The organism is Pseudomonas sp. TWRC1-2 (assembly GCF_049896685.1).
GTDB lineage: Bacteria > Pseudomonadota > Gammaproteobacteria > Pseudomonadales > Pseudomonadaceae > Aquipseudomonas.
This window is the reverse complement of record NZ_JAFCUU010000002.1, coordinates 541497-565267: the sequence shown is the minus strand read 5'-3', so window position 1 is coordinate 565267 and position 23771 is coordinate 541497. Positions and strand designations below refer to the sequence as shown.

Annotated in this window: 19 protein-coding genes and 1 pseudogene; 12 read left to right on the top strand and 8 right to left on the bottom strand. The window is 60.0% G+C overall.

The window, feature by feature from the left end; translation table 11 throughout:
• Positions 1 to 26: 26 nt before the first annotated feature.
• The 3 genes and pseudogenes from ACP7B3_RS07060 to ACP7B3_RS07050 form a co-directional block, all read left to right on the top strand.
• Positions 27 to 569 (top strand): annotated as a pseudogene (locus ACP7B3_RS07060) (sugar phosphate nucleotidyltransferase); the annotation flags it as partial.
• A gap of 82 nt (positions 570 to 651) precedes the next feature.
• Complete coding sequence (gene rfbC / locus ACP7B3_RS07055) at positions 652 to 1194, top strand: dTDP-4-dehydrorhamnose 3,5-epimerase (protein WP_145159031.1); 543 nt, start codon at positions 652 to 654, stop codon at positions 1192 to 1194.
• Between the two features lie 174 nt (positions 1195 to 1368).
• On the top strand, positions 1369 to 2178 hold the full coding sequence (locus ACP7B3_RS07050) for a WxcM-like domain-containing protein (protein ID WP_306098697.1): 810 nt from the start codon (positions 1369 to 1371) through the stop codon (positions 2176 to 2178).
• A 91-nt stretch (positions 2179 to 2269) separates the two neighbouring features.
• Here ACP7B3_RS07050 and ACP7B3_RS07045 read toward each other — a convergent pair whose 3' ends face one another.
• Positions 2270 to 3166, bottom strand: a complete 897-nt coding sequence (locus tag ACP7B3_RS07045) for a DMT family transporter (protein ID WP_426178520.1) — start codon at positions 3164 to 3166, stop codon at positions 2270 to 2272.
• A gap of 64 nt (positions 3167 to 3230) precedes the next feature.
• Positions 3231 to 4793 (bottom strand): methyl-accepting chemotaxis protein, encoded by a 1563-nt coding sequence (locus ACP7B3_RS07040; protein WP_426178648.1) that lies wholly within the window; start codon positions 4791 to 4793, stop codon positions 3231 to 3233.
• 451 nt (positions 4794 to 5244) lie between these two features.
• Between ACP7B3_RS07040 and aceK the strand changes: the two genes are divergently transcribed.
• The 5 genes from aceK (at position 5245) to ACP7B3_RS07015 (ending at position 13376) form a co-directional block, all read left to right on the top strand.
• Positions 5245 to 6960, top strand: coding sequence for a bifunctional isocitrate dehydrogenase kinase/phosphatase (aceK, locus tag ACP7B3_RS07035; protein WP_426178519.1), 1716 nt, complete (start codon positions 5245 to 5247; stop codon positions 6958 to 6960).
• A 70-nt stretch (positions 6961 to 7030) separates the two neighbouring features.
• Positions 7031 to 10942, top strand: coding sequence for an ATP-dependent RNA helicase HrpA (gene hrpA, locus ACP7B3_RS07030; protein ID WP_426178518.1), 3912 nt, complete (start codon positions 7031 to 7033; stop codon positions 10940 to 10942).
• Between the two features lie 340 nt (positions 10943 to 11282).
• Positions 11283 to 12404, top strand: a complete 1122-nt coding sequence (locus tag ACP7B3_RS07025; protein WP_262208335.1) for a beta-ketoacyl-ACP synthase III — start codon at positions 11283 to 11285, stop codon at positions 12402 to 12404.
• Positions 12405 to 12534: 130 nt separating this feature from the next.
• Positions 12535 to 13149 (top strand): RNA polymerase sigma factor, encoded by a 615-nt coding sequence (locus tag ACP7B3_RS07020; protein ID WP_064453547.1) that lies wholly within the window; start codon positions 12535 to 12537, stop codon positions 13147 to 13149.
• A complete protein-coding gene (locus tag ACP7B3_RS07015) occupies positions 13143 to 13376 on the top strand; it encodes an anti-sigma factor family protein (protein ID WP_106576374.1) in 234 nt (77 codons plus the stop codon). The genes ACP7B3_RS07020 and ACP7B3_RS07015 overlap by 7 nt, the downstream gene beginning before the upstream one ends.
• A gap of 118 nt (positions 13377 to 13494) precedes the next feature.
• On the opposite strand, the gene ACP7B3_RS07010 is transcribed toward ACP7B3_RS07015, so the two are convergent.
• Positions 13495 to 14817, bottom strand: a complete 1323-nt coding sequence (locus tag ACP7B3_RS07010) for a putative porin (RefSeq protein WP_145159016.1) — start codon at positions 14815 to 14817, stop codon at positions 13495 to 13497.
• 281 nt (positions 14818 to 15098) lie between these two features.
• Between ACP7B3_RS07010 and ACP7B3_RS07005 the strand changes: the two genes are divergently transcribed.
• Positions 15099 to 16223: a GNAT family N-acetyltransferase gene (locus tag ACP7B3_RS07005; protein ID WP_242195746.1), complete on the top strand. Its 1125-nt coding sequence runs from the start codon at positions 15099 to 15101 to the stop codon at positions 16221 to 16223.
• Positions 16224 to 16234: 11 nt separating this feature from the next.
• Here ACP7B3_RS07005 and aqpZ read toward each other — a convergent pair whose 3' ends face one another.
• The 5 genes from aqpZ to ACP7B3_RS06980 all read right to left on the bottom strand — a co-directional run bounded on the left by aqpZ (position 16235) and on the right by ACP7B3_RS06980 (position 21440).
• Complete coding sequence (gene aqpZ / locus ACP7B3_RS07000) at positions 16235 to 16936, bottom strand: aquaporin Z (protein ID WP_426178517.1); 702 nt, start codon at positions 16934 to 16936, stop codon at positions 16235 to 16237.
• Between the two features lie 280 nt (positions 16937 to 17216).
• A complete protein-coding gene (locus ACP7B3_RS06995; RefSeq protein WP_242195740.1) occupies positions 17217 to 19049 on the bottom strand; it encodes an ABC transporter ATP-binding protein in 1833 nt (610 codons plus the stop codon).
• A gap of 82 nt (positions 19050 to 19131) precedes the next feature.
• On the bottom strand, positions 19132 to 19695 hold the full coding sequence (locus tag ACP7B3_RS06990; RefSeq protein ID WP_106576379.1) for a peptidylprolyl isomerase: 564 nt from the start codon (positions 19693 to 19695) through the stop codon (positions 19132 to 19134).
• Positions 19696 to 19698: 3 nt separating this feature from the next.
• Positions 19699 to 20502 carry an alpha/beta fold hydrolase gene (locus tag ACP7B3_RS06985; RefSeq protein ID WP_145159006.1) on the bottom strand — a complete coding sequence of 268 codons (804 nt, stop codon included), beginning with the start codon at positions 20500 to 20502 and terminating at the stop codon, positions 19699 to 19701.
• A 14-nt stretch (positions 20503 to 20516) separates the two neighbouring features.
• Positions 20517 to 21440 (bottom strand): LysR family transcriptional regulator, encoded by a 924-nt coding sequence (locus tag ACP7B3_RS06980; RefSeq protein ID WP_145159004.1) that lies wholly within the window; start codon positions 21438 to 21440, stop codon positions 20517 to 20519.
• 49 nt (positions 21441 to 21489) lie between these two features.
• Here ACP7B3_RS06980 and ACP7B3_RS06975 point away from each other — a divergent pair, with 49 nt between their 5' ends.
• The 3 genes from ACP7B3_RS06975 to ACP7B3_RS06965 all read left to right on the top strand — a co-directional run bounded on the left by ACP7B3_RS06975 (position 21490) and on the right by ACP7B3_RS06965 (position 23628).
• A complete protein-coding gene (locus ACP7B3_RS06975; RefSeq protein WP_145159001.1) occupies positions 21490 to 21804 on the top strand; it encodes a 3-phosphoglycerate kinase in 315 nt (104 codons plus the stop codon).
• A 151-nt stretch (positions 21805 to 21955) separates the two neighbouring features.
• Entirely contained in the window at positions 21956 to 22555 is a 600-nt protein-coding gene (locus ACP7B3_RS06970) for an FMN-dependent NADH-azoreductase (protein WP_145158999.1), read from the top strand.
• Positions 22556 to 22758: 203 nt separating this feature from the next.
• Complete coding sequence (locus tag ACP7B3_RS06965; protein ID WP_426178516.1) at positions 22759 to 23628, top strand: carboxylate/amino acid/amine transporter; 870 nt, start codon at positions 22759 to 22761, stop codon at positions 23626 to 23628.
• Positions 23629 to 23771: the final 143 nt, after the last annotated feature.

Below are 23771 nucleotides of genomic sequence, written 5' to 3'. Positions count from 1 at the left end.
TAAACGTAAAAAAATAATTCTGGTCGATGATCTATTACCCGCTGACCACGCTGATGCTGGCAGGTATTCGCGACATCCTCATCATTTCCACACCAGAGGACACCCCGCGTTTCGAACAGTTGCTGGGTGACGGCACTTGAACATTTCCTACGCTGTGCAAGCGTCCCCGGATGGCCTGCCACAGGCATTTATCATACGCCGTGAACGGACTTTATTTCTATGACCAGGACGTGGTTGAAATTGCCGAAGGCATCAAACCCTCCGCTCGTGGCGAGCTAGAGATTACCGACCTCAATCGTATTTATATGGAGAGGGGCAAGCTGTCAGTGGAAATCATGGGGCGCGGTTACGCATGGCTGGACACCGGCACCCATGATTCGCTGCTTGAAGCCAGCAGTTTCATCGCCACGCTTGAGCATCGTCAGGGACTCAAGGTTGCCTGCCCTGAAGAGATTGCATTTCGGCAGAACTGGATTGATGCGCAGCAACTGGAGAAACTTGCGCTACCGCTATCCAAAAATGGCTACGGGCAATACCTCAAGCGTTTACTGCGTGAAAAGATTTTTTGATCGAGTGGCTCGTTGCCCCAAGATCGCTTTGCACCTGTGGTGCCGTTAAGTCTGCTGACAACATTTTGGAGATGTTACAAAGATGAAAGCCAGCCCACTCGCTATCCCGGACGTTCTTCTGTTTGAGCCGAAAGTGTTCGGGGACGAGCGCGGATTTTTCTACGAAAGCTTCAATCAGAAAGTTTTCGAGGCCGCTGTTGGAAGATCTGTTCATTTTGTGCAGGACAACCACTCCCGATCTGCAAAGGGGGTGCTTCGCGGTCTGCATTATCAAATCAAGCAGACCCAGGGAAAACTGGTGCGCGTGACCCATGGAGAAGTCTTTGACGTAGCTGTGGACCTACGTAAACGTTCGCCCACCTTCGGCAAATGGGTAGGGGTGCACCTCAGCGATAGTAACCGTGCTCAGTTGTGGATACCTGAGGGGTTTGCTCACGGGTTTGTTGTGTTATCAGAAAATGCCGAGTTTCTGTACAAGACCACCGATTACTGGGCGCCTGAGCACGAACGCAGCCTGGCGTGGAATGACCCCGCCCTGGCTATCGACTGGCCGCTTTCAGAGCCGCCTACGCTCTCCGCCAAAGATGCAGATGCAGTCAATCTGGTTGACGCTGAGGCCTTCTAATAACGGCATCTCACATCGGACCTGGAGATAAGAATGAGCAGTACTAAAGATTTTTTCGTCCACAGCCATGCGCTGTGCGAGTCCACAAATATTGGCAAAGACACATGAGTCCAGGCCTTCGCGCATATCCTGCCGGGTGCTGCATTGGGCAGTGAATGCAATGTTTACGGCAACGTGTTCATCGAAAACGATGTGCTCATTGGTGACCGTGTAACACTCAAATGCGGTGTGCAGGTGTGGGGCGGCATCACGATTGAAGACGACGTTTTCATTGGCCCCAATGCGACCTTCACAAACGATATTTTTCCGCGCAGTAAAGTCTACCCACAGACCTGTGCTCGTACGATCATTAGAAAAGGCGCCTCGCTGGGTGCCAATTGCACGATCCTTCCAGGGTTGACCATTGGCACCAATGCCATGATCGGCGCAGGCGCGGTCGTCACACGGTCCATACCGCCCAACGCAATCGTCGTCGGCAACCCGGCCAAAATTATTGGCTACGTTGACGCCAAGCCCGTCGCGTCCTCGCAAGCAGTGACGGAAAAACTGGCTGTCACGCCCGGTGCGGTCGAAACGTCCGTCAGCGGTGTTACGTTGCACACGATGACTGAAGTTGTCGACATTCGTGGCAACCTCTCCGTTGGCGAGTTCGAGCGTACAGTGCCGTTCAAGTCCGAGCGATATTTTCTGGTTTACGACGTCCCCACTGCAGAAACACGAGGCGAACACGCTCATCGGGTTTGCCATCAATTTTTGATCGCAGTGAAAGGCTCGGTGCACGTTGTTGCTGACGATGGCACGAACCGGGAAGAATTTGTGCTGGACCGGCCGAACAAGGGCATTTATTTGCCGCCAATGACCTGGGGAATTCAGTACCGCTATTCCCATGATGCTGTGTTGATGGTGTTCGCCTCGCATCACTATGATTCTGCGGATTACATTCGTAGCTATGACGAGTTTAAAGCGCTGATCGCCGACGTTTGATAAGTCCGGCGGAGCCAGCATCCTCAAAGGCGTTTCTGCCGGAGGACTCACACCCTGACGCAGCGAGAGACTTTCGCGCGCAGGGTGCTTTCTAGCGGTTCTTCGCCAACTTCCCCACCCGCAACACCAACCACAACGCCCCCGCAATCAACACCCCGCCATACACATGCGCCATCGACAACGGCTCATCCAATAACAACGCCCCCCACAAAACCCCAAACGGCGGAATCATGAAGGTCACCGTCATCGACTTGACCGGCCCAATGGACGACAGCAAGCGGAAGTACAGGATGTAGGCAAACGCCGTGCACACCAGCCCCAATCCCAGCAGTGACGCCCACACCTGCCAGCCGCCCCAGCTTGCAGGAGGATGGCTGATCGCGCTGTAGGCAAAAAACGGCAGTAAAAACAGAGTGGCGCCGAGCATGCTGCCCAGCGCCGCGAGTCGGCTGTCCAGGCCGCCGCGTTGGTCCAGCCAACGCCGTGCGAGGAACCCGGCGAAGCCGTAGCAGGTAGTGGCCAGCAGGCAGGCCAGCGCGCCCATCAATAATTCCAGGTCAAACGCCACCGGCCCGGCGCGCGTCAGCACGGCCACGCCGAGCAGGCCCAGGCTGACGCCGGCGATTTTCGACGGTGTCAGCCGTTCACTGAAGAACAACCCACCAATCAACACGCCCATCAACGGCGTGGTGGCGTTGAAGATCGCCGAGTAGCCGGCCGGCAGCACCTGCGCGGCCACCGAGTACATGGTCGCGGGGATGCCGGAGTTGATCACGCCCAGCAGCAGCACGGTCTTGAACTTGCCCTGGAAGTCCCAGTTGACGCGCATCGCTGCGAGTATCACCAGCAAGCCGGCGGCGGCAATCGACACGCGAAAAAATGCGGTCGGCACGGTGCCGATTTCCGGCGCGATGATGCGCATGAACAGGAAGCTCGCGCCCCAGATGGCAGCCAGCCCCAGCAAATACAGGGTGTCGACAGGTCTCACGGAACACTCCTAACTGAATTAGGCGGCGAGTGTTGCCTAGAGGCCTGGCCGACACAATCGCTAATTACAGGACAAACCGCGTCACCATGCCGTTGAGGTCCACGGCCAGGCGCGACAGTTCCTGGCTGGCGGCTGAGGTCTGGGTGGCGCCGGCGGCGGTTTGGGTGGACAGGTCGCGAATGTTCACCAGGCTACGGTCGACGTCACGGGCCACCAGTGCCTGCTGCTCAGCGGCGCTGGCGATGACCAGGTTGCGCTCGCTGATCTGCGAGATGGCCGCGGTGATTTTCTCCAGCGCGCTGCCGGCGCTGTTGGCGCGTTGCAGGGTTTGGCCGGCGTGTTCGGCGCTGCTGTTGAGGGCGTCAACGGTGTCCTGAGTGCCTTGCTGGATACCGGTGATCATCTGTTCGATTTCTTCGGTGGAATCCTGGGTGCGTTGCGCCAGCGAGCGCACCTCATCGGCCACTACCGCAAAGCCTCGGCCGGCTTCGCCTGCGCGCGCCGCTTCGATGGCGGCATTGAGGGCCAGCAGGTTGGTTTGCCCGGCGATGCCGCGGATCACTTCAAGCACTTTGCTGATGTCCTGAGCCTGCACGGCCAGGCCTTCGGCTTTGTTCGAGGCGCCAAGCACTTCGTTCACCAGGTTCTGGATCGAACTGATGGTTTCGCTGATCTGGTAGTGGCCGTGCTTGCTGTCTTCATCGGAGGCCTTGGACGCTTCGGCGCTGGACACCGCGTTGCCCGCCACTTCGTCCACGGCCGCGCTCATCTCGTTGACGGCGGTCGCCGCCTGTTCGATTTCATCGTTTTGCGCCTGCAGGCCACGGGTGCTCTGTTCCATCACCGAGCTCATCTCCTCGGCGGCGGAGGCCAGTTGCTGCGCCGATTCGCTGATGCCATGGATAGTGGTTCGCAACTGGCCCTGCATGGTGGCCAGGGCCGTCAGCAATTGCGCCGGTTCGTCGGTGCCTTTGACCACCACAGGCTGGCTCAAATCGCCGCCGGCGATGGTGCGTGCCACGGCCAGGGCCTGGCCGAGGGGGGCGGTGATACTGCGGGTCAGCAGCCAGGCGAGTAACAAGGTGGCGATCAACGCGCAAACGATGATCAGGCCGACTACCCACTGCGCGCTGGAATACATCTGCGCGGCCGCGTCGGCCGCGTCTTCGACGCCTTTCTGATTGAAGGTGATCATGTCCTCCAGGCTCTTGTTGAGGACCGCACCTTGGGGTGCCAGCCGGCTGGTCAGCAGGTCGATGGCGTTTTGCTGTTGATCCTTGTCCACCAGGGCAACCATCTGCCCGACGATGCCGAGATAGGTCGCCACGTCGCCTTTGAGTTTTTTCAGCAGAGCGGTTTCGTCGTCGCCGCTGGTCAGGGTTTCGTGATGGGTCAGCAGCGTTTGCAGCTCAGTGCTCTGGCGGGTGATTAGGCTTTTGCTGTTGTCGCGAATCCGCGATTCGTCGGTGGTCGCCAGGCGCAAGGCCTCAAGGCGAATATTGGCCACATAGGCGGCACTGTCGTGAATATTCTCGATGCTCGGCATCCATGACGCTTCGATGACCAGCGCGCTTTCCCGCAGCTTGGCCATCTGGCCCAGGCCAAACAGGCCGACAATCACCAGCATGGCGGCCAAAACCCCGAAACTCAGACTGGCGCGCAGACCGATTCGCATATTCCTCAATGACATCTTGGTGCTCCTTAGGCGATTAGCTTCTGTTCCCGGACCGTCTTCGGACCTGATTTGGGTGGGAAAGGGCGCGCTATATATCAAAGTGCCATCAAGGTGGTAATCAGGGTTTCCCTTACGGTGCATCGAGGCGGTGACCTGTGCTGAGAATCGGCGACAGCACTGGTTTTCTCTCGCGCCAGCGCCAAGCCATGCGGTTGTGGGGCTACAGGCGTGCGCGGTGAGACTTTTCGGTGCGTTTATTGACCGCTTGGTCGAGTTGGGAAAATTGAAAGTAAATGTACAAACTGCGCGAAGGGGTACAGATAAGCCCGGAAAATCATCCTTCTCCTGCTTCGTTTCACTGGCTAAGCTCAGGGCTTCCAGATGCCCGTTCGAGGTTTCCCGCATGTCGCCATCCGCCCTCGCCATCGCCCGCATGATCCTCGAGGGCTTCGACGATTACCGTGAGCACTTTCGCCAGATCACTGACGGCGCCCGTGAACGTTTCGAGAAGGCCCAGTGGCAGCAAGGGCAGGCGGCTTCGGCGGCGCGGATCAACTTGTACGAAGAAAAAGTCGCTGAAGTAACAGCGCGCCTGCGCGCCCAGTTCGACGAGGCCACGCTGCTGGAAGTGGACGCGTGGCCGCTGGTGAAGAGTGCCTACATCGGCCTGATCGACCTGCGCTTTGACGATGAGCTGTCCGAGACCTGGTACAACTCGATCTTCTGCGGCCTGTTCAGTCATGACCTGATCAGCGACGCCTGCATGTTCATCCACACCACGCGGCCGAGCCTGCGCCGTGCACGTGCGGCGCAAACCCGCGTTTATCAGCCGGCGGGCGACCTGACGGCGATGTTGGCGCAGGTCTTCGCCGATTACGCGTTCAGCGAACCCTACGCAGACCTTGCGACCGACCTGCGCCGGCTCGAAGCGCAATTGCGCGAGAACCTGCCGGACTGGGTGTGCAAAGATCCTGACCTCAATGTCGAGCTGTTTTCCTCGGTGCTCTACCGCAATAAAGGCGCCTACCTTGTAGGACGCATCTATACCCGTGACGAACAATGGCCGTTGGTGATTCCGCTGCTGCATCGCGAAGGGCGCGGCATTCAGATCGACGCGCTGATCACTGACGAAGCCGACGTGTCGATCATCTTCTCGTTCACGCGCTCGTATTTCATGGTCGATGTGCCGGTGCCCGCGGAATTCATCGGGTTTCTCAAACGTATCCTGCCTGGCAAGCACATCGCCGAGCTGTACACCTCAATCGGTTTCTACAAACACGGCAAGTCGGAGTTCTATCGCGCGCTGATCAACCACCTGGCCACCACCGATGACCGCTTCATCATGGCGCCCGGCGTGCGTGGCATGGTCATGAGCGTGTTCACGCTGCCGGGCTTCAACACCGTGTTCAAGATCATCAAGGACCGTTTTTCACCGTCGAAAAACGTCAATCGCGCCACCGTCATCGAGAAGTACCGTCTGGTAAAAAGCGTCGACCGCGTGGGTCGCATGGCCGACACTCAGGAGTTCGCCGATTTCCGTTTCCCCTTGAGCAAGTTCGAGCCTGAATGCCTGGCCGAGCTGTTGGAAGTCGCTGCGGGCACCGTCGAAGTGGAAGGCGACACCGTGCTGATCCGCCACTGCTGGACCGAACGGCGCATGACCCCACTCAACCTCTACCTCGACAACGCCAACGACGCTCAAGTGCGCGAAGCCCTGGAGGACTACGGCCTGGCCATCAAGCAACTGGCGGCGGCGAACATCTTTCCCGGCGACATGCTGCTGAAAAACTTCGGCGTCACCCGCCACGGTCGCGTGGTGTTTTATGACTACGACGAAATCTGCTTTCTCACCGAAGCCAACTTTCGCCACATCCCGGCACCGCGCACGCCCGAGGACGAAATGGCCTCGGAGCCCTGGTACTCCATCGGTCCGCTGGATGTGTTCCCCGAAGAATTCCCGCCGTTCCTGTTTGCCGACGCCGGCCAGCGCAAGCTGTTCGATGAGCTGCATGGTGAGCTGTACAACGCCGACTACTGGAAAGGCCTGCAGGACGCGATTCGCGCCGGCAAGGTCATCGACGTGTTCCCGTACCGGCGCAAAGACCGTGATAACGAATGAGGGGCGCGCGCGTTGGCGGTTTTCTGCGACAATCCGGCCCCTGCATAAATAGACGACCCAAACGCATCTGATGACTGACCAAGCGCCCGCTATCGACCAACTGCTGAAAAACCTCGATCACGCCATGCTCGCCGACCGCCACCGCTTGCGGCGCCAGTTGCTCGAGCTGCGCAAGAAGCCCGACGAGGACAAGCTGGCGCAGTGGGTCACGCGCATGCAGGCGTCCTGCGCACAGGTCACGGCGCGGCGTGCCAGCCTGCCGGTGATTCGCTACGACGATAGCCTGCCGATTGCCGCCAAGCGCGACGAGATCAAAGACGCGCTGCAAAAGCATCAGGTGCTGATCATCGCCGGTGAAACCGGCTCGGGTAAAACCACCCAACTGCCGAAAATCTGCCTGGAAATCGGCCGTGGCCAATACGGCCTGATCGGCCACACCCAGCCGCGCCGAATCGCCGCGCGCAGCGTCGCCAGCCGCGTCGCCGAAGAACTGGCCACGCCGTTGGGCGCGCTGGTCGGCTATCAGGTGCGTTTCGAAGACCAGAGTGACGCCAACACCCTGATCAAGCTGATGACCGACGGCATCCTGCTGGCGGAAACCCAGAACGACCGTTACCTGGAACGCTACGACACGATCATCGTCGACGAAGCCCACGAACGCAGTCTGAACATCGACTTCCTGCTCGGCTACCTGAAAACCCTGTTGCCGCGTCGCCCCGACCTGAAAGTCATCATCACCTCGGCGACCATCGACCTGGAGCGTTTTTCCAAGCACTTTGACGATGCGCCGATTGTTGAGGTCTCGGGCCGTACCTTCCCGGTGGACACCTGGTATCGCCCGCTGACCCTGGAGCAGGACGAGGAGGGCAACCGCGTCGAGGACGACTTGACCGTCGACCAGGCGATCCTCGCCACCCTGGATGAAATCGCCGCCTATGAACGCAGCGAGCGGCGCAGCCCTGGCGATGTGCTGGTGTTCTTGCCGGGCGAGCGCGAGATTCGTGACGCCGCCGAGATGCTGCGCAAGGCCCAGCTCAAGCACACCGAAATTCTGCCGCTGTATGCGCGCCTGTCACCGGCTGAACAACAGCGCATTTTCCAGTCCCACCCGGGCCGCCGTGTGGTGCTGGCGACCAACGTCGCGGAAACCTCGCTGACCGTGCCGGGCATCCGTTATGTGATCGACAGCGGCACCGCGCGCATCAGCCGTTACAGCTACCGCGCCAAGGTGCAGCGCCTGCCGATCGAAGCGATTTCCCAGGCCAGCGCCAACCAGCGTAAAGGCCGTTGCGGGCGGGTCGAGCCGGGTATTTGCATCCGCTTGTACAGCGAAGAGGATTTTATTGGCCGCCCGGAATTCACCGACCCGGAAATTCTGCGCACCAACCTTGCCGCCGTAATCCTGCAGATGCTGCACCTGCGCCTCGGCGAAATCACCGATTTCCCGTTCATCGAACCGCCGGACGGCAAGGCCATCAGCGACGGTTTCAACCTGCTGCAAGAGCTTTCGGCGGTCGACCGCAACAGCCAGCTCACGCCGCTGGGCCGTCAACTGGCGCGCCTGCCAGTGGACCCGCGCATGGGCCGCATGCTGCTCGAAGCCGCCAAGTTGGGCAGTTTGCAGGAAGTGCTGATCGTCGCCAGTGCCATGTCGATTCAGGACCCGCGCGAGCGTCCGCCGGAACGCCATCAAGCCGCCGACCAGGCTCACGCACAGTGGAAGGACCCGGATTCGGACTTCGCCGGGTTGGTGAATCTGTGGCGTGGTTTTGAAGAGCAGCGCCAGGAATTGACCGCCAGCCCGTTGCGCAACTGGTGCCGCAAGAACTTCCTGAATTACCTGCGCCTGCGCGAGTGGCGCGACTCCCATCGCCAGCTCAGCCTGATTTGCCGCGACATGCAACTGACCGTCAATAAAGAGCCGGCGGACTTTGCCAAGCTGCACAAGGCCGTGTTGTCTGGCCTGTTGAGCCAGATCGGCCAGAAGACCGAAGACGGCGATTACCTCGGCGCGCGTCAGCGGCGCTTCTGGATTCATCCGTCCTCGGGCATCGGCAAGAAGCGCCCGCAATGGCTGATGACCGCCGAACTGGTGGAAACCACCAAGCTGTATGCGCGCATGGTGGCGAAGATCGATGCCGACTGGATCGAGCCGCTGGCCGGCCACTTGATCAAGAAAAACCACTTCGAGCCGCATTGGGAGAAGAAGCGCGGCCAAGTGGTGGCCTTTGAGCAGATCACCCTGTTCGGGCTGATTGTGGTTGGGCGCCGGCCGGTGCATTACGGGCCGATCGACCCGGTGGTGTCGCGCGAGCTGTTTATCCGCGAAGGCCTGGTGCGCGGCGAGATTCAGTCGCGGGCCAAGTGCCTGACGGCCAACCAGCAACTGCTGGAGCAGCTCGACGAACTGGAGGCCAAGGCGCGCCGCCGCGACATCCTGGCGGACGAAGAAACCCTGTACGCCTTCTACGATGCGCGCTTGCCGGCGGAGATCCACCAGACCGCGACGTTCGACAGCTGGTACAAGGTCAACAGCCAGAAAGACCCGCAACTGCTGATCATGCGCGAGGAAGACGTGCTGGCCCGCGAGGCCAGTGAAGTCACGGCCCTGCATTATCCGGACACCTTGCACCTGGGCGATCTGGAGTTGGCCTTGAGTTACCACTTCGAGCCCAATCACCCACGCGACGGCGTGACCCTGCGCGTGCCGGCGCCGCTGCTGCCGGCGTTGCCGCCGGAACGCCTGGAATGGCTGGTGCCGGGAGTGATCGAAGCCAAGTGCATCGCGCTGGTGCGCAACCTCCCGAAGGCGCTGCGCAAAAACTTTGTACCGGTGCCGGATTTCGTCAAGGCGGCGCTGCAACGCATCGAATTCGGCCAGGGCTCGCTGCCCCAGGTGCTGGGGCGCGAACTGCTGCGCATGACCGGCGCACGGGTCAGCGATGAAGCCTGGGCCGAGGCGGCGCAGCAGGTTGAAAACCACCTGAAGATGAACCTGGAAGTGGTCGACGGCCAGGGCAAGTTCCTCGGCGAAGGTCGCGACCTGGCCGAGCTGACCGCGCGTTTTGCCGAGGCCAGCCAGGCCGCGTTGGCCGTGCCGCAAACCGCGAAAAGCCAGGAGCCGGTGCAAGCCAAGGTGTTTGCGGCGGTGGCCGAGAAGACCCAGCAAAAGATCGCCGGGCTGTCGATGACGGTCTACCCGGCGCTGGTTGAAGAGAATGGCACGGTCAAGGAAGGGCGGTTCTCGACGGCCGCCGAGGCGGAGTTCCAGCATCGTCGCGCGTTGCAGCGTCTGCTACTGCAGCAATTGGCCGAGCCGGCCAAATTCCTGCGCGGCAAATTGCCCGGCCTGACCGAATTGGGCCTGATGTACCGCGAACTGGGGCGCATCGACGCACTGGTGGAAGACATTCTGTTGGCCAGCCTCGACACCTGCGTACTGGAAGGCGAAGCCAGCTTGCCGCGTGACGGTGCAGGTTTGGCGGCTTTGGCCGAACGCAAGCGCGGCAGCTGGACCGAGCACGCCGAGCGCCTCGCGCGCCTGACGCTGGAGGTATTGAAGCTCTGGCACGGTTTGCAGAAGCGCTTCAAAGGCAAGATCGACTTGGCCCAAGCGGTGGCGTTGAACGATATCAAGCAGCAGTTGAGCAACCTGGTGTATCCGGGCTTTGTGCGGGAAACCCCGGCGCAGTGGTTCAAGGAACTGCCGCGTTTCCTCAAGGCCATTGAACTGCGCCTGGAGAAACTGCCCAGCCAGGTGCAAAAAGACCGGGTGTGGAGCACTGAGCTGAGCGGCCTGTGGGCCCAATACCAGAACCGCCTGAACAAACACGCCCAGGAAGGCAAGCGCGACCCTCAGCTGGAGCTGTATCGCTGGTGGTTGGAGGAATATCGCGTGTCGTTGTTTGCCCAGCAGTTGGGCACCAAAGTGCCGATCTCCGACAAGCGTTTGAGCAAGCAGTGGAGCCAGGTGGAAGCCTGAGGCTTTCTTGGCTTCCAGAGCAAAACCGATCTCATGTGGGAGCTGGCTTGCCTGCGATGCAGGCACCGCGGTGTATCAGTCAAGACACTGGGATGCCATCGCAGGCAAGCCAGCTCCCACAGTCAGCACCGGGTTTATCCGGGAAATGGCGCCAAATCCCCGAAGTTGTGGCAAACTTCGCGGTCATAAATGCCGGGATCGTCGTGATGGGCTGGTGTGCAGCCGCGGCGCGATGGAATAAAGCGTTGCCAGTTTGATGCCCGCTGGACGGAATCGAACGACTTAAAGTTTGGTACGACGGTACCAATATCTTCTGCCTGACAGATTTAGAGGAACGACCGTGCATAACGTCGTCATCAGCGGCACTGGCCTGTACACCCCGGCCAACAGCATTTCCAACGAAGAGCTGGTGCAGTCTTTCAATGCCTATGTTCAGCAGTTCAACACTGACAACGCCGCCGCCATCGAGCGCGGTGAGGTTCAGGCACTGACTGAGTCCAGCGCGGCCTTTATCGAGAAAGCATCGGGCATCAAGAGCCGTTTTGTCATGGACAAGGACGGTATTCTCGACCCGCAGCGCATGGCCCCGCGTTTGCCTGAGCGCAGCAATGACGAGTGGTCGGTGCTTTGCCAGATGGCGGTTGGCGCGGCCGAACAGGCCCTGCAGCGCGCCGGCAAGACTGCCGCCGACATCGACGGCGTGATCGTCGCCTGCTCCAACCTGCAGCGCGCCTACCCGGCCATCGCCATCGAAGTCCAGGAAGCGCTGGGTATCGAAGGCTTCGGTTTCGACATGAACGTGGCGTGCTCGTCGGCGACCTTTGGTATCCAGAACGCCGCCAACAGCATCCAGCTGGGCCAGGCGCGGGCGATCCTGATGGTCAATCCGGAAGTCTGCACCGGCCACCTGAATTTCCGTGATCGCGACAGCCACTTCATCTTCGGTGATGCGGCTACGGCCGTGATTCTCGAGCGCGCCGACCTGGCGACTTCCGAGCATCAGTTCGACGTGGTGAGCACCAAACTGCTGACCAAGTTTTCCAACAACATCCGCAACAACTTCGGCTTCCTCAACCGCACGGCGGAAGAGGGCATCGGCGCGCCGGACAAGCTGTTCGTACAGGAAGGTCGCAAGGTCTTCCGTGACGTCTGCCCGATGGTTGCTGAACTGATCGGTGTGCATCTGGACGAAAACCAGCTGAATGTGACCGATGTGAAGCGTTTCTGGCTGCACCAGGCCAACCTGAGCATGAACCACCTGATCGTGAAAAAGCTGCTGGGCCGCGAAGCCTCGGTGGAAGAAGCGCCGGTGATTCTCGACACCTACGCCAACACCAGTTCGGCAGGTTCGGTGATTGCGTTTCACACCTACCAGGACGACTTGCCAAAAGGAGCCGTGGCGGTGCTCAGTTCGTTCGGTGCGGGTTACTCGATCGGCAGCGTGATCCTGCGTAAACGCTAATCGTTGGATTTGGCCAGATTTAATGTGGGAGCTGGCTTGCCTGCGATGACGATAGTGGCGCCACCGCCGCTATCGCAGGCAAGCCAGCTCCCACAGGTATCGGATTTCCACAGCAGGATTGAGGTAAACGATGGCAGCAGCCGACGACGCGCACCTGCTGGAACGGCTGCTCAAGGGCGAGCAGCGCGCCTACAAGGAATTGGTCACCACCTACCAGAGCGCCATGCGCGCAGTGGCCTACGCCATCGTCGGCCAGCGCCACGCCGACGAAGTGGTGCAGGACGCGTGGTTGTCGGTGGTGCGCAACCTGGCCAAGTTCGAAGGGCGTTCCAGCCTCAAGACCTGGCTGCTGACCATCACCGCCAACTCCGCCAAGGGCCGCTACAAACAAAATCGCCGAGAAGTGTTGCTCGACGATTTGCCCTCACCTCACGGCACCATCGGTGACGATCGCTTCGTCCCCGACGATGGTCATTGGGCCGTCGCCCCGTACGCCTGGCACCAGGACACTCCGGAGGCGTTGCTGACCGAGGATGAATTGCGCAAGTGCCTGGAGCATACGTTGCTGAGTTTGTCGGAGCTGCAAAGCAGCGTGCTGGTGCTGCGTGAGCGCCAAGGCCTGGAGTTGGAAGAGATTTGTAATCTTCTGACGCTCTCGCTCTCCAATGTCCGTGTGCTGTTGCATCGGGCACGGCTTAAAGTCTTCGCCACGGTGGAGCATTTTGAGGAAACGGGCGAATGTTGACCTGCAAAGAACAAGTGGCACGTTCCAGTGACTACCTCGATGGGCAATTGACCTTTCGCGAACGTCTGCTGGTGCGTCATCACTTGATGTTTTGCCCTAATTGCCGGCGATTTATCCGTCAGATGCGCCTGATGCAGGCGACGTTGAAAATCATGCCGGAAGAACCGGTAAAGGACGTGGATGCATTGGCTGACCGGCTGGTGGCCGAGCGGCTGAAAGATCAGTAAAAGCGCGAATAATGCAGGCTCGCGTGGGCGGGGCGAACGGATGATGAGGGCGATCCACCCACGCAAGGCTGTTGAAACCACCTCGGGCCGTCCTGGCCCAAGGTTTATTGCACACCCATTAGAACTTGGCTTCAGCATCCAGCTGCAGGGTGTTGGTGTTGGCATCACGCTGCGTGCGGCTGGCATAGTCAGCCTTGGTCAGGAAGTACGTGGCGCCGAGGGCGAAGTTCTTGTCGATGTCGTAGCTGACCTTCATCTTGTGACCGCGCGAGCCGGTGGTGCCGTTGGCGAAGTCTGAGTCGGTGAAGGCACCCACCACGGCGTTACGCTGGATATCGCGGTAGTTGTAGTCCAGGTTCAAGCCAAACACTTTGGATTTGGCACCGATCAACCAGGCAGTGTCCTGGTCGGTCACGGCGTCGTTGTTTTTCACGTACTGGCCATAGAACGCCAACGGCACTGCCAGGCCGCCGATGTCGGCCTGGGCGAAGCCTTCGTACAGGCGGAACTGGTTGTCGGCCGAGTTGCCGTTGACCGCCAATGCGCAAGGCGTGGTGGTGGTCGTGCAGCGGCTGTCCTTGTCGTTCTGGTAGGCGTAGACGCTGCCGCCCAGAGTCATTTTCAAGTTGTCAGTCACCGAGAACCGCGTGCCCAACTGGCCGGACGTCAGGCGCAGGTCGTGACGAAATTGCACGCCGTCGCCGTCGACGTTGTCCTTGAGGTTGTAGTTGCCGATGCTGCCGAACAACTCGGCGCTGCTGCCCAATGGGTATTTGTAGGTCAGGGCCAGGCCTTCCGGGTTTATGTCGCTGTCCCAGATCACGTCGCCCATGTTGACCCACGGCTGCAGCATCTTGCCGCCGATCACGTGCAGGTTTTTGATCTGGTCCGGGTGGTAGTCGATGTAGCCCAGGTCCAGCCAGATCGACTTCTTGTCGAAGTAGTTGTCCTGGTCCTGGTTGGTGGAGCGCGCGTCGTCGCTGCTGCCGGTGGCAATGCGAATGCCGGTGTCGACCTGCGAGTTGACCTCGGTGTAGGCGCCCAGGCGGGCACGGATGCGCTGACGGTCCTTGTCACGCCCGCCGTTGTTGGATTCGCCCTGGATCTTCACGGTTTCCTGACGGAAGCGCACGTCACCCTTAAGCTGAGTGCGCGCGGCCCAGGCCAGTTTCTGGTCGAACACGCTCAGGTCGTTGGTTTTTTTCGCGGTGGCCGCGATCTGCTCGTTGGTCTCTTGTTGAGCTTGCTGTGCGATCTGCTTTTCTTTCTGGTCCTTGGCCAATTCCGCTTGCAGTTCGGTGTACTGCGCAGCGGTGATCTGGCCGTTGGCCTTGAGCATGTCGAGCAATTTAGCGTCGACTGCAGCGCTGGCCGGAACGCTCAGGGCCAGCAACAGGCCGCCACACAGGGCCGCCGCAGTTTTAGTGGAAGCAAGACGCATATCAATCTCCGAAAGTGAGGAGGGATGGCAAACCACCCAGGACACAACCGACCGATGACGGACGGAAAATAGCCGCCTGCTAGAACCAGGCGCTCTAAAAACAGGCGTCAGTATCACGATCACTTATGACGGGGCAGTGGCTAAGTGATGTCATGTAGATGACAAAATATTTAAGAAGGAACTATTTGATTCGGCCTTTGTCGTGCCATTTGAGCGTGTGCGAAGGCCAGCGATAAGCGATACTCGCCAGGCTTTCACGCCCCGAAGTAGTGAGGATGCCGATGCCGTTGCAACGCCTGGACGCCCTGTCCGAAATCGCCCCGCAGGTGTGGGATGCCCTCGTGCCGCAGGCCCAACCCTTTGTGCGGCATGCATTCCTGAGTGCGCTGGAAGACAGCGCCAGCCTGGGCCCGCAATCGGGCTGGCAACCTGAGCATTTGCTGCACTGGGAAGGCGATCGCCTGGTGGCAGCAATGCCCAGCTACCGCAAATGGCATTCCTACGGTGAGTACGTGTTCGATCACGGTTGGGCCGATGCGTGTGAGCGGGCAGGCATTGATTACTACCCAAAGTTGCTGACCGCAGTGCCGTTCAGCCCGGTCAGCGGGCCGCGCTTGCTGGCCAGGAGCGCCGAAGATGGCTTCGAGCTGCTGAACAGCCTGCCGGGCTACCTGGAAATCGAAGGGCTCTCCAGCGCCCACATCAACTTCACTGACCCTTTGGCCGACCAAGCCTTGGCGCAGCATCCAGGTTGGTTACAGCGCTTGGGCTGCCAGTTTCATTGGCAAAACCGCGGTTATCGCGACTTCCAGGATTTCCTTGACGCCTTGAGTTCGCGCAAGCGCAAACAAATGCGCAAAGAGCGCGAGCAAGTGGCGGGGCAGGGCATCGAGTTCGAATGGCTGCAAGGCCATGAGTTGAGCGAAGCGCAGTGGGATTTTGTCTACGCCTGTTACGCCAACACCTACGCCGTGCGCCGCCAGTCGCCGTACCTGACGCGGGCGTTTTTCAGCCTGCTGGCCGAGCGCATGCCCGAAGCGATTCGCGTGGTGCTGGCTAAACAGGGCGCGCGCCCGGTTGCGATGGCCTTCAGCCTGATCGGTGGCGACAGCTTCTACGGGCGTTATTGGGGCTGCCTGGCGGAATTCGATCGTCTGCATTTCGAAACCTGCTTCTACCAGGGCATGGATTACGCCATTGCTCACGGCTTGCAGCGCTTCGACGCCGGCGCCCAAGGCGAGCACAAATTGATTCGCGGGTTTGAACCAGTGATCACCCGGTCGTGGCACTACCTGCGCCATCCGGGCCTGAAGAATGCCGTGGAAGATTTCCTCGAGCGCGAGCGCGTGGGAATTCTGGCGTATGCCGAAGAGGCGAGGACAGCCCTGCCTTATCGGCAGGGCTGAACCCCTTGACCTCAGGCTGGGTCCTCCTCGCCCAGCCATCGATAGGTCGCGCCGCCGACCACCGCACCCAAAATGGGCGCCAGCCAGAACATCCACAACTGCTGAAGCGCCCACCCGCCGACAATCAGCGCCGGGCCGGTACTGCGGGCCGGGTTGACCGAGGTGTTGGTCACGGGGATGGAGATCAAGTGGATCAGGGTCAAGGCCAGGCCAATGGCGATGGGCGCGAGGCCCGCTGGGGCACGACGGTCAGTGGCGCCAAGGATGATCAGCACGAACATCGCCGTCATCACCAGCTCACAGACAAACCCCGTTGCCATTGAGTAACTGCCCGGCGAATGCTCGCCATAGCCATTGGCAGCCAGGCCCGATGCCAGTTCGAACCCGGGTTTGCCGCTGGCAATGAAGTACAACAGCGCAGCGGCGACCGTGCCGCCGATAACCTGCGAGAGGATATAAGCCGGTAACTCCCTGGCCGGGAACCTCCCGCCCACTACCAAGCCTACTGATACGGCCGGGTTGAGATGGCAGCCGCTGATGTGCCCGATGGCAAACGCCATGGTCAACACCGTGAGCCCGAACGCCAGGGCCACACCCAACAGCCCTATCCCGACGGCGGGAAACGCTGCGGCCAACACCGCACTCCCGCAACCGCCCAACACCAGCCAAAACGTACCCAATCCCTCTGTGATTGAACGTTTGAACAAAGACATGCAACACGTCCTTGATAGATCGCTCTACCCAATCAGTAAATCAATGATGCTCCCTGCAGATTTACTTCAGCGCCCGTCTGGGCACTGCTTTGATTGAAGCAGGGTTTGTGGGCAAGTCCAGGCCATAAAAAAGCGCCAGGGCCTGAAGAATAGGCTGCCTGACGCTGTAAAGTGTGGGAGCTGGTTTGCCTGCGATTGCAGTGTGCCAGGCAGCCAATTTGGTACTGACACTGCGCTATCGCAGGCAAGCCAGCTCCCACAGGGGCCAGGGTTGTCAGCCTCAGTCGATGCCGACAAACCCGCCGGTCTGGTGCTGCCACAACCGCGCATACAACCCGCCATGGGCGAGCAGCTCGGCATGGCTGCCAGTCTCGGCGATTTGCCCTTTCTCCAGCACCACCAATCGGTCCATTCGCGCGATAGTCGACAACCGGTGCGCAATCGCTATCACCGTCTTGCCTTGCATCAAGGTTTCCAGGCTCTCCTGGATCGCCGCTTCCACTTCCGAGTCCAGCGCCGAGGTGGCCTCGTCCATGATCAGAATCGGCGCGTCCTTGAGCAGCACCCGCGCAATGGCGATGCGCTGGCGTTGCCCACCGGAGAGTTTGACCCCGCGCTCACCCACATGGGCGTCCAGCCCGGTACGCCCTTCGGCGTCCGACAGCAGCGGAATGAATTCATCGGCGCGGGCCTTGTGGATGGCGGCCGTCAGTTCTTCATCGGTCGCATCCGGCTTGCCGTACAGCAGGTTGTCACGGATCGAACGGTGCAGCAGCGATGTGTCCTGGGTGATCATGCCGATCTGTGCGCGCAGGCTTTCCTGAGCGACCTCGGCGATGTTCTGCCCGTCGATCAGGATGCGCCCGCCTTGCAGGTCGTACAGGCGCAGCAGCAGGTTGACCAGGGTCGACTTGCCCGCGCCGGACGGGCCGATCAGGCCGATCTTTTCCCCGGCCTTGATCGTCAGGTTCAAGCCACCAATGATCCCGCTCTTTTTGCCGTAGTGAAAATCCACCTGCTCAAAGCGTACTTCGCCATGGGGCACGTTCAGGCGTGGGGCATTCTCGCGGTCAGTGACCGCCAGCGGCGCTGCGATGGTTTTCAGCCCGTCCTGCACCATGCCGATGTTTTCGAAAATGCCGTTGACCACCCACATGATCCAGCCGGACATGTTGACGATACGAATCACCAGGCCGGTGGCCAGGGCAATCGCGCCCACGGAAATCAGCGACTGGGTCCACAGCCACAGGGCCAGGCCGGTGGTGGTGACGATCAGCAGGCCGTTCAAGATGGCAATCGTCACGTCCATGCTGGTCAGCACGCGCGCGGCCAATTGGGTTTTTTCGGTCTGCTCGATGATCGCTTCCTTGGCGTATTCCTGCTCATTCTGCGTATGGGCGAACAGCTTCAAGGTGGTGATGTTGGTGTAGCCGTCGACGATGCGGCCCATCAGTTTGGAGCGCGCTTCAGAGGAGATCACCGAGCGCTCTTTCACGCGCGGCACGAAGTAACGCAAGGCCAGGCTGTAGCAGATGATCCAGGTGATCAGCGGGATCATCAGCCGCCAGTCGGCCTCGGCAAACAGCACCAGGGCGCTGACCGCATAGATCGACACGTGCCAGATGGCTTCCGCCGTCGCCACCGCCGAGTCACGCAAGGAGTTGCCGGTTTGCATGATGCGCTGGGCAATACGCCCGGCGAAATCGTTTTGAAAGAAATTCAGGCTCTGCTTGAGCACGTAGCTGTGGTTTTGCCAGCGAATCAGGCTGGTCATGCCGGGGTTGATGGTCTGGTGCACCAGCAAGTCATGCAAGCCGTTGAAGATCGGGCGCAATAGCAGGGCGACCACGGCCATCCAGATCAGCTCGGCGCTGTGAACCTGGAAGAAGTTGGCGGGCGGTGTGCCTTGGGCCAGATCGATGATACGGCTCAGGTAGCTGAACAACGCCACTTCGATCAACGCACCGATCAGGCCTACCACCAGCAACGCGGCAAAGCTTGGCCAGACCTGGCGCAGGTAGTAGAGGTAGAAGGGCAGGACTTTGTCGGGCGGGGCGTCGCTGGGGGCAGCGCGGAAAATATCGATCAGTTGTTCAAAACGACGATAGAGCATTAGGTTGACGCCCGCCTGGCGGGCTCTCCTGTTCAAATGCGCGCGTGGCCTTGTGGGCCATGCGCGGAGCTACCTGCAGACCTCAGTCGATGCGCTTGGCCGACTTGATCAGAACAGGATCGATAGGCACGTTCTGCATGCCCTGCTTGGTGGTGGTCTGCGAGTTGACGATGATATCGACCACGTCCATGCCTTTGACCACTTTGGCGAACACGGCGTAACCGGCGTCACGGCCCGGATCGAGGAAAGCATTGTCGGCCACGTTGATGAAGAACTGGCTGGTGGCCGAGTTCGGGTCATTGGTGCGGGCCATCGACAGGGTGCCGCGTACGTTATGCAGGCCGTTGCTGGCTTCGTTCTTGATCGGTGCTTCGGTTGGTTTTTGCGACATCTGCGCGGTGAATCCGCCGCCCTGGACCATGAAGCCCGGGATCACGCGGTGGAAAATCGTGTTGGTGTAGAAGCCTTTGTCGACATAGGCCAGGAAGTTCTTGGTGCTGATCGGCGCCTTGACCGGGTCCAGTTCGATTTCAATGTCGCCATTGGTGGTGGTGATCAGGACGTGAGGCGCCTTGGCGGGCTCGGCGGCCATCAGGTTGGCGGCGAACAAAACAGAACCGGCAAAGAAGGCGATTTTTTTCAACATGGGTCAGTGATCCTGGGTAGTGGTTTCGACTGTCTTTAGAAAATCGAGCAGGGTAGCGTTAAAGACTTCGGGTTGATCCAGAGGCGTGGCATGGCGGGAATCTTCAATCACCACCAGTCGCGCATCGGGCAGCAGTTTTACATAGATTTCTTTTTGCGCCACGGGTGTGTAGTCGTGGTCGGCGCTGATGACCAGGGTTGGACAGGTGATCCTGGAAAGTTGTTCCTGTACGCCCCAGCCCACAATCGCGTCGAAACTGGCGAGATAAGCACGTTTGTCGTTTTTTGCCCAGCGTTCGGCCATCTTGCGCCGCAGGTCGCCCTGGTGCGGTTTGGGGAACAGCCGATCACCCAGGGCTTTGCCGATGGTGGCCAGGCTGAGCACTCGCGCCAGGCTCCAGCGCTTGGCCCACTGCCAATAATCATCGGCGCTGCGCACTTTGACCTCGGGCGCACTGTTGACGATACACAGGCTCTTGACCCGGGCAGGTTCGTCCACCGCCAACTGGAAGGCGATCATGCCGCCCATGGACAGGCCCACGACATGAGCGGGCGGCAGGTTCAGGTGTTCGATCAAGGCGAGCAGGTCGACGGTGAAACCCTTGATGCTGTAGCGCTCGCGAGGTTTGTCGGAGCGCCCGTGACCGCGCACATCCACCACGATCAGGCGGTAATGCCGGGCCAGCACCGGAATCTGCAATTCCCAATCCTGGCTGCTGGAGCCCAGGCCGTGGATCAGGATCAACGGGCTGCCGTGACCGTATTCCTCGTAATGCAGGCTGCAGCCTTCATGGTCGAACCAGGCCATGCATGAACTCCGTTTCAGGCTTGCTGGGGAGCGGCGTAAGGCGCGTCCAGGGGGGCGGTGTCAAAGGTGCGCAGCAATTCCACGAGGATCTGTGTGGCTGGGCCCAGGGGTTTGTCCTTGTTCGCGTACAGATAAAACGTCGGGTTGCGGCTGCCGCCTTTTTCCAAGGGTAGCTGCTTGAGCAGGCCATCGTTGAGTTCGCGCTCGATCATGTGCCGGGGCAGCCAGGCAAAGCCCAGGCCGCTGCTGACGAATGTCGCGGCGGTGGGCAGGCTGCCGACGGTCCAGCGCTGTTCGGCGCCAAGCCAGCCCACGTCTCGCGGCTGCTGGCGGCCGGAGTCGCGGATCACCACCTGCATCTGGCTTTCCAGGTCCTGGAAGCTCAGCTCACGGTTCAAGCGATGCAGCGAATGGTCCGGGTGGGCCACGGCGATAAATTCCACATCGCTCATTTCCGTGCCCAGGTAGCCGGGGATAATGAACCCGCTGATCGCCAGGTCGGCCATGCCATCCATCAGCAACTCTTCGACGCCCGACAGCACTTCTTCACGCAGGCGCACGCGGCAGCCACGGCTTTGCGGCATAAAGGCGGTAAGGGCGCGCACCAGGCGTGCATTGGGGTAAGCGGCATCCACGACCAACCGCACTTCAGCCTCCCAACCCTGTTCCATGTGGTGGGCAAGGTCTTCCAGTTGACTGGCGTTTTTCACCAGTTGCCGCGAGCGGCGCAACAACACTTCACCGGCGTCGGTGAGCACCGCCTTGCGCCCGTCGATGCGCAGCAACGGCACGCCGAGTTGGTCTTGCATGCGAGCAACGGTGTAACTCACCGAAGACTGCGAACGGTGCAACGCTTCAGCCGCCTGGGCGAAGCCGCCGTGGTCGACCACGGCTTGCAGCGTGCGCCATTGATCGAGGGTAACGCGGGGCGCTTTCAAGATGAGCTCCTCTTGTCCTAAGCTGGCGGTCCTTATTGGAGACTGCCGAATGAGAAAATTCTGTTGTGTGTTGCTGGCGCTGCTGCCAATGAGCGCATTTGCCTACCCCATCGACGTCACGAAAAAGATCGACGGCGTGCAAGTGGACTACACCGCGACCGACGTGGACGGCGACATCAGTTCGATCCGGCTAAACAACTACGGCACCAATGACGCGGTGTGTTCGGTAACCTTCACCAACGGCCCGGAATCGCCGCGTAATCGCAAGGTCACGGTGGCGGCGGGCAAAAGCACCAACACCACGGTCAAATTCAGTCGCGCCATTATCAAGATGCGTATCGCGCTGGCATGTGCCCCAAAATAAAGCAGCAGCGGAGCATGCTCACAGCAATACTCCGCTTATAAACAAATTTCTAGATGGGTTGTAGCAGTTTTTTGCGCTTTTTTATCGAATGAGCCCTGGTTAATCTTTTCTCCATCGCCTTACAGCATTTACAGATGGAGCCTACCCAGCCATGTCCAATGTTCTGATCATCGAAAGCAGCGCACGCCAACAGGATTCGATCTCCCGTCAGCTGACCCAGCAATTCATCAGCCAATGGAAGGTCGCTCATCCGACGGATCAGATCACCCTGCGTGACGTGGCGCTTAACCCGGTTCCGCACCTGGACGCCAACCTGCTCGGCGGCTGGATGAAACCCGCCGAACAGCGCAGCGGCATCGAACAGGCCTCCCTGGACCGCTCCAACGAATTGACCGACGAACTGCTCGCCGCCGATGTGCTGGTGATGGCTGCGCCGATGTACAACTTCGCGATCCCCAGCACCCTCAAAGCCTGGCTGGACCACGTGTTGCGTGCCGGTGTGACCTTCAAGTACACCGCCACCGGCCCTCAGGGTTTGCTCATTGGCAAGCGCGCGATTGTGTTGACCGCGCGCGGCGGCATCCATACCGGCGCCAGCTCCGATCATCAGGAACCGTACCTGCGCCAGGTCATGGCCTTTATCGGTATTCACGACGTGACCTTCATTCATGCTGAAGGGGTGAACCTGAGCGGGGACTTCCAGGAAAAAGGCATTAACCACGCCAAGGCGCTGCTGGCACAGGTCGCTTGATCGTTTAATCGTCACATAATCGCGCGGTGTTTATATCGCCCCACGCAAACCCTTCAAGTACGCGTATCGAACCTCCCTTTGCACTTGTTGCTCCTGAGTGCTCCTGCCCGACTGCCGCTTTAGCGAGGTCGGGTTTTTTTTGCCTCGAGTTTCTTCAAACACCGAAAACCCTTAAAGTCGCGCCCATTCGAAACGAGGCGCGCATGGGCTATTTACTGGTTGTCACCCTGATTCAGGCTTTTTCCTTCAGCTTGATCGGCGAATACCTCGCCGGTCACGTCGACAGCTATTTCGCCGTGCTGGTGCGCGTGGTGCTGGCCGGGCTGGTGTTCATCCCGCTGACCCGCTGGCGCTCGGTAGAGCCAAGGTTCATGCGTGGCATGCTGGTGATCGGCGCGCTGCAGTTTGGTGTGACCTACGTGTGCCTGTACCTGAGCTTTCGGGTGCTCACGGTGCCGGAAGTGCTGCTGTTCACCATCCTCACGCCGTTGCACGTGACACTGATCGAAGACGCGCTTAACCGTCGCTTCAATCCTTGGGCGCTGATCGCGGCGCTGGTGGCGGTGGGCGGCGCGGCAGTGATTCGCTTTGACCAGATCACGCCGCACTTCCTCGGCGGCTTTTTGCTGTTGCAACTGGCCAACTTCACCTACGCCGCCGGGCAGGTGATGTACAAACATCTGGTAGCGCGTTATCCAAGCGACCTGCCGCATTACCGACGTTTCGGCTACTTCTACCTGGGCGCCTTGCTCGTGGTGTTGCCGGCATTCCTGTTGTTCGGCAAGGCCGACTTCCTGCCGCAGGCGCCCCTGCAATGGGGCGTGCTGGTGTTCCTCGGGTTGGTCAGCACCGCGTTGGGCATGTACTGGTGGAACAAGGGCGCTTGCCTGGTCAACGGCGGCACTCTGGCGGTGATGAACAACCTGCATGTGCCGGTGGGGTTGCTGCTGAACTTGCTGATCTGGAACCAGCATGAACCGCTGGGGCGGCTGGCCTTGGGCGGGTTGGTGATTTTGGCGGCGGTGTGGATCAGCCGGTTGGGAGTTAAGTCGCCTAATCGCTCCGTGGTTTAATTTGCGATTTCAAGTTGGTTGGTCAAATGGGTGGCGCCTAGGCGCAGAGGTGCCGAGCTTGGTCACGCGATGACCATATTCGATCATTGCGCTTAGCACTTGGCATCGAGATCGACCAGTGTCCCGCTGTTGCAGGCGGTCGT

Excerpts from the sequence above, each read along its gene's own strand:
- ACP7B3_RS07020 (WP_064453547.1), top strand. The coding sequence starts at position 12,535 with ATGGCAGCAGCCGACGACGCGCACCTGCTGGAACGGCTGCTCAAGGGC.
- ACP7B3_RS06970 (WP_145158999.1), top strand. The coding sequence starts at position 21,956 with ATGTCCAATGTTCTGATCATCGAAAGCAGCGCACGCCAACAGGATTCG.
- ACP7B3_RS07015 (WP_106576374.1), top strand. The coding sequence starts at position 13,143 with ATGTTGACCTGCAAAGAACAAGTGGCACGTTCCAGTGACTACCTCGAT.
- hrpA (WP_426178518.1), top strand. The coding sequence starts at position 7,031 with ATGACTGACCAAGCGCCCGCTATCGACCAACTGCTGAAAAACCTCGAT.
- ACP7B3_RS06995 (WP_242195740.1), bottom strand. The coding sequence starts at position 19,049 with ATGCTCTATCGTCGTTTTGAACAACTGATCGATATTTTCCGCGCTGCC.
- ACP7B3_RS07040 (WP_426178648.1), bottom strand. The coding sequence starts at position 4,793 with ATGCTGGTGATTGTCGGCCTGTTTGGCCTGGGCCAGATGGCCAAGCTG.
- aqpZ (WP_426178517.1), bottom strand. The coding sequence starts at position 16,936 with ATGTCTTTGTTCAAACGTTCAATCACAGAGGGATTGGGTACGTTTTGG.
- ACP7B3_RS06965 (WP_426178516.1), top strand. The coding sequence starts at position 22,759 with ATGGGCTATTTACTGGTTGTCACCCTGATTCAGGCTTTTTCCTTCAGC.
- ACP7B3_RS06990 (WP_106576379.1), bottom strand. The coding sequence starts at position 19,695 with ATGTTGAAAAAAATCGCCTTCTTTGCCGGTTCTGTTTTGTTCGCCGCC.
- ACP7B3_RS07010 (WP_145159016.1), bottom strand. The coding sequence starts at position 14,817 with ATGCGTCTTGCTTCCACTAAAACTGCGGCGGCCCTGTGTGGCGGCCTG.
- ACP7B3_RS07005 (WP_242195746.1), top strand. The coding sequence starts at position 15,099 with ATGCCGTTGCAACGCCTGGACGCCCTGTCCGAAATCGCCCCGCAGGTG.
- ACP7B3_RS06975 (WP_145159001.1), top strand. The coding sequence starts at position 21,490 with ATGAGAAAATTCTGTTGTGTGTTGCTGGCGCTGCTGCCAATGAGCGCA.
- rfbC (WP_145159031.1), top strand. The coding sequence starts at position 652 with ATGAAAGCCAGCCCACTCGCTATCCCGGACGTTCTTCTGTTTGAGCCG.
- aceK (WP_426178519.1), top strand. The coding sequence starts at position 5,245 with ATGTCGCCATCCGCCCTCGCCATCGCCCGCATGATCCTCGAGGGCTTC.
- ACP7B3_RS06985 (WP_145159006.1), bottom strand. The coding sequence starts at position 20,502 with ATGGCCTGGTTCGACCATGAAGGCTGCAGCCTGCATTACGAGGAATAC.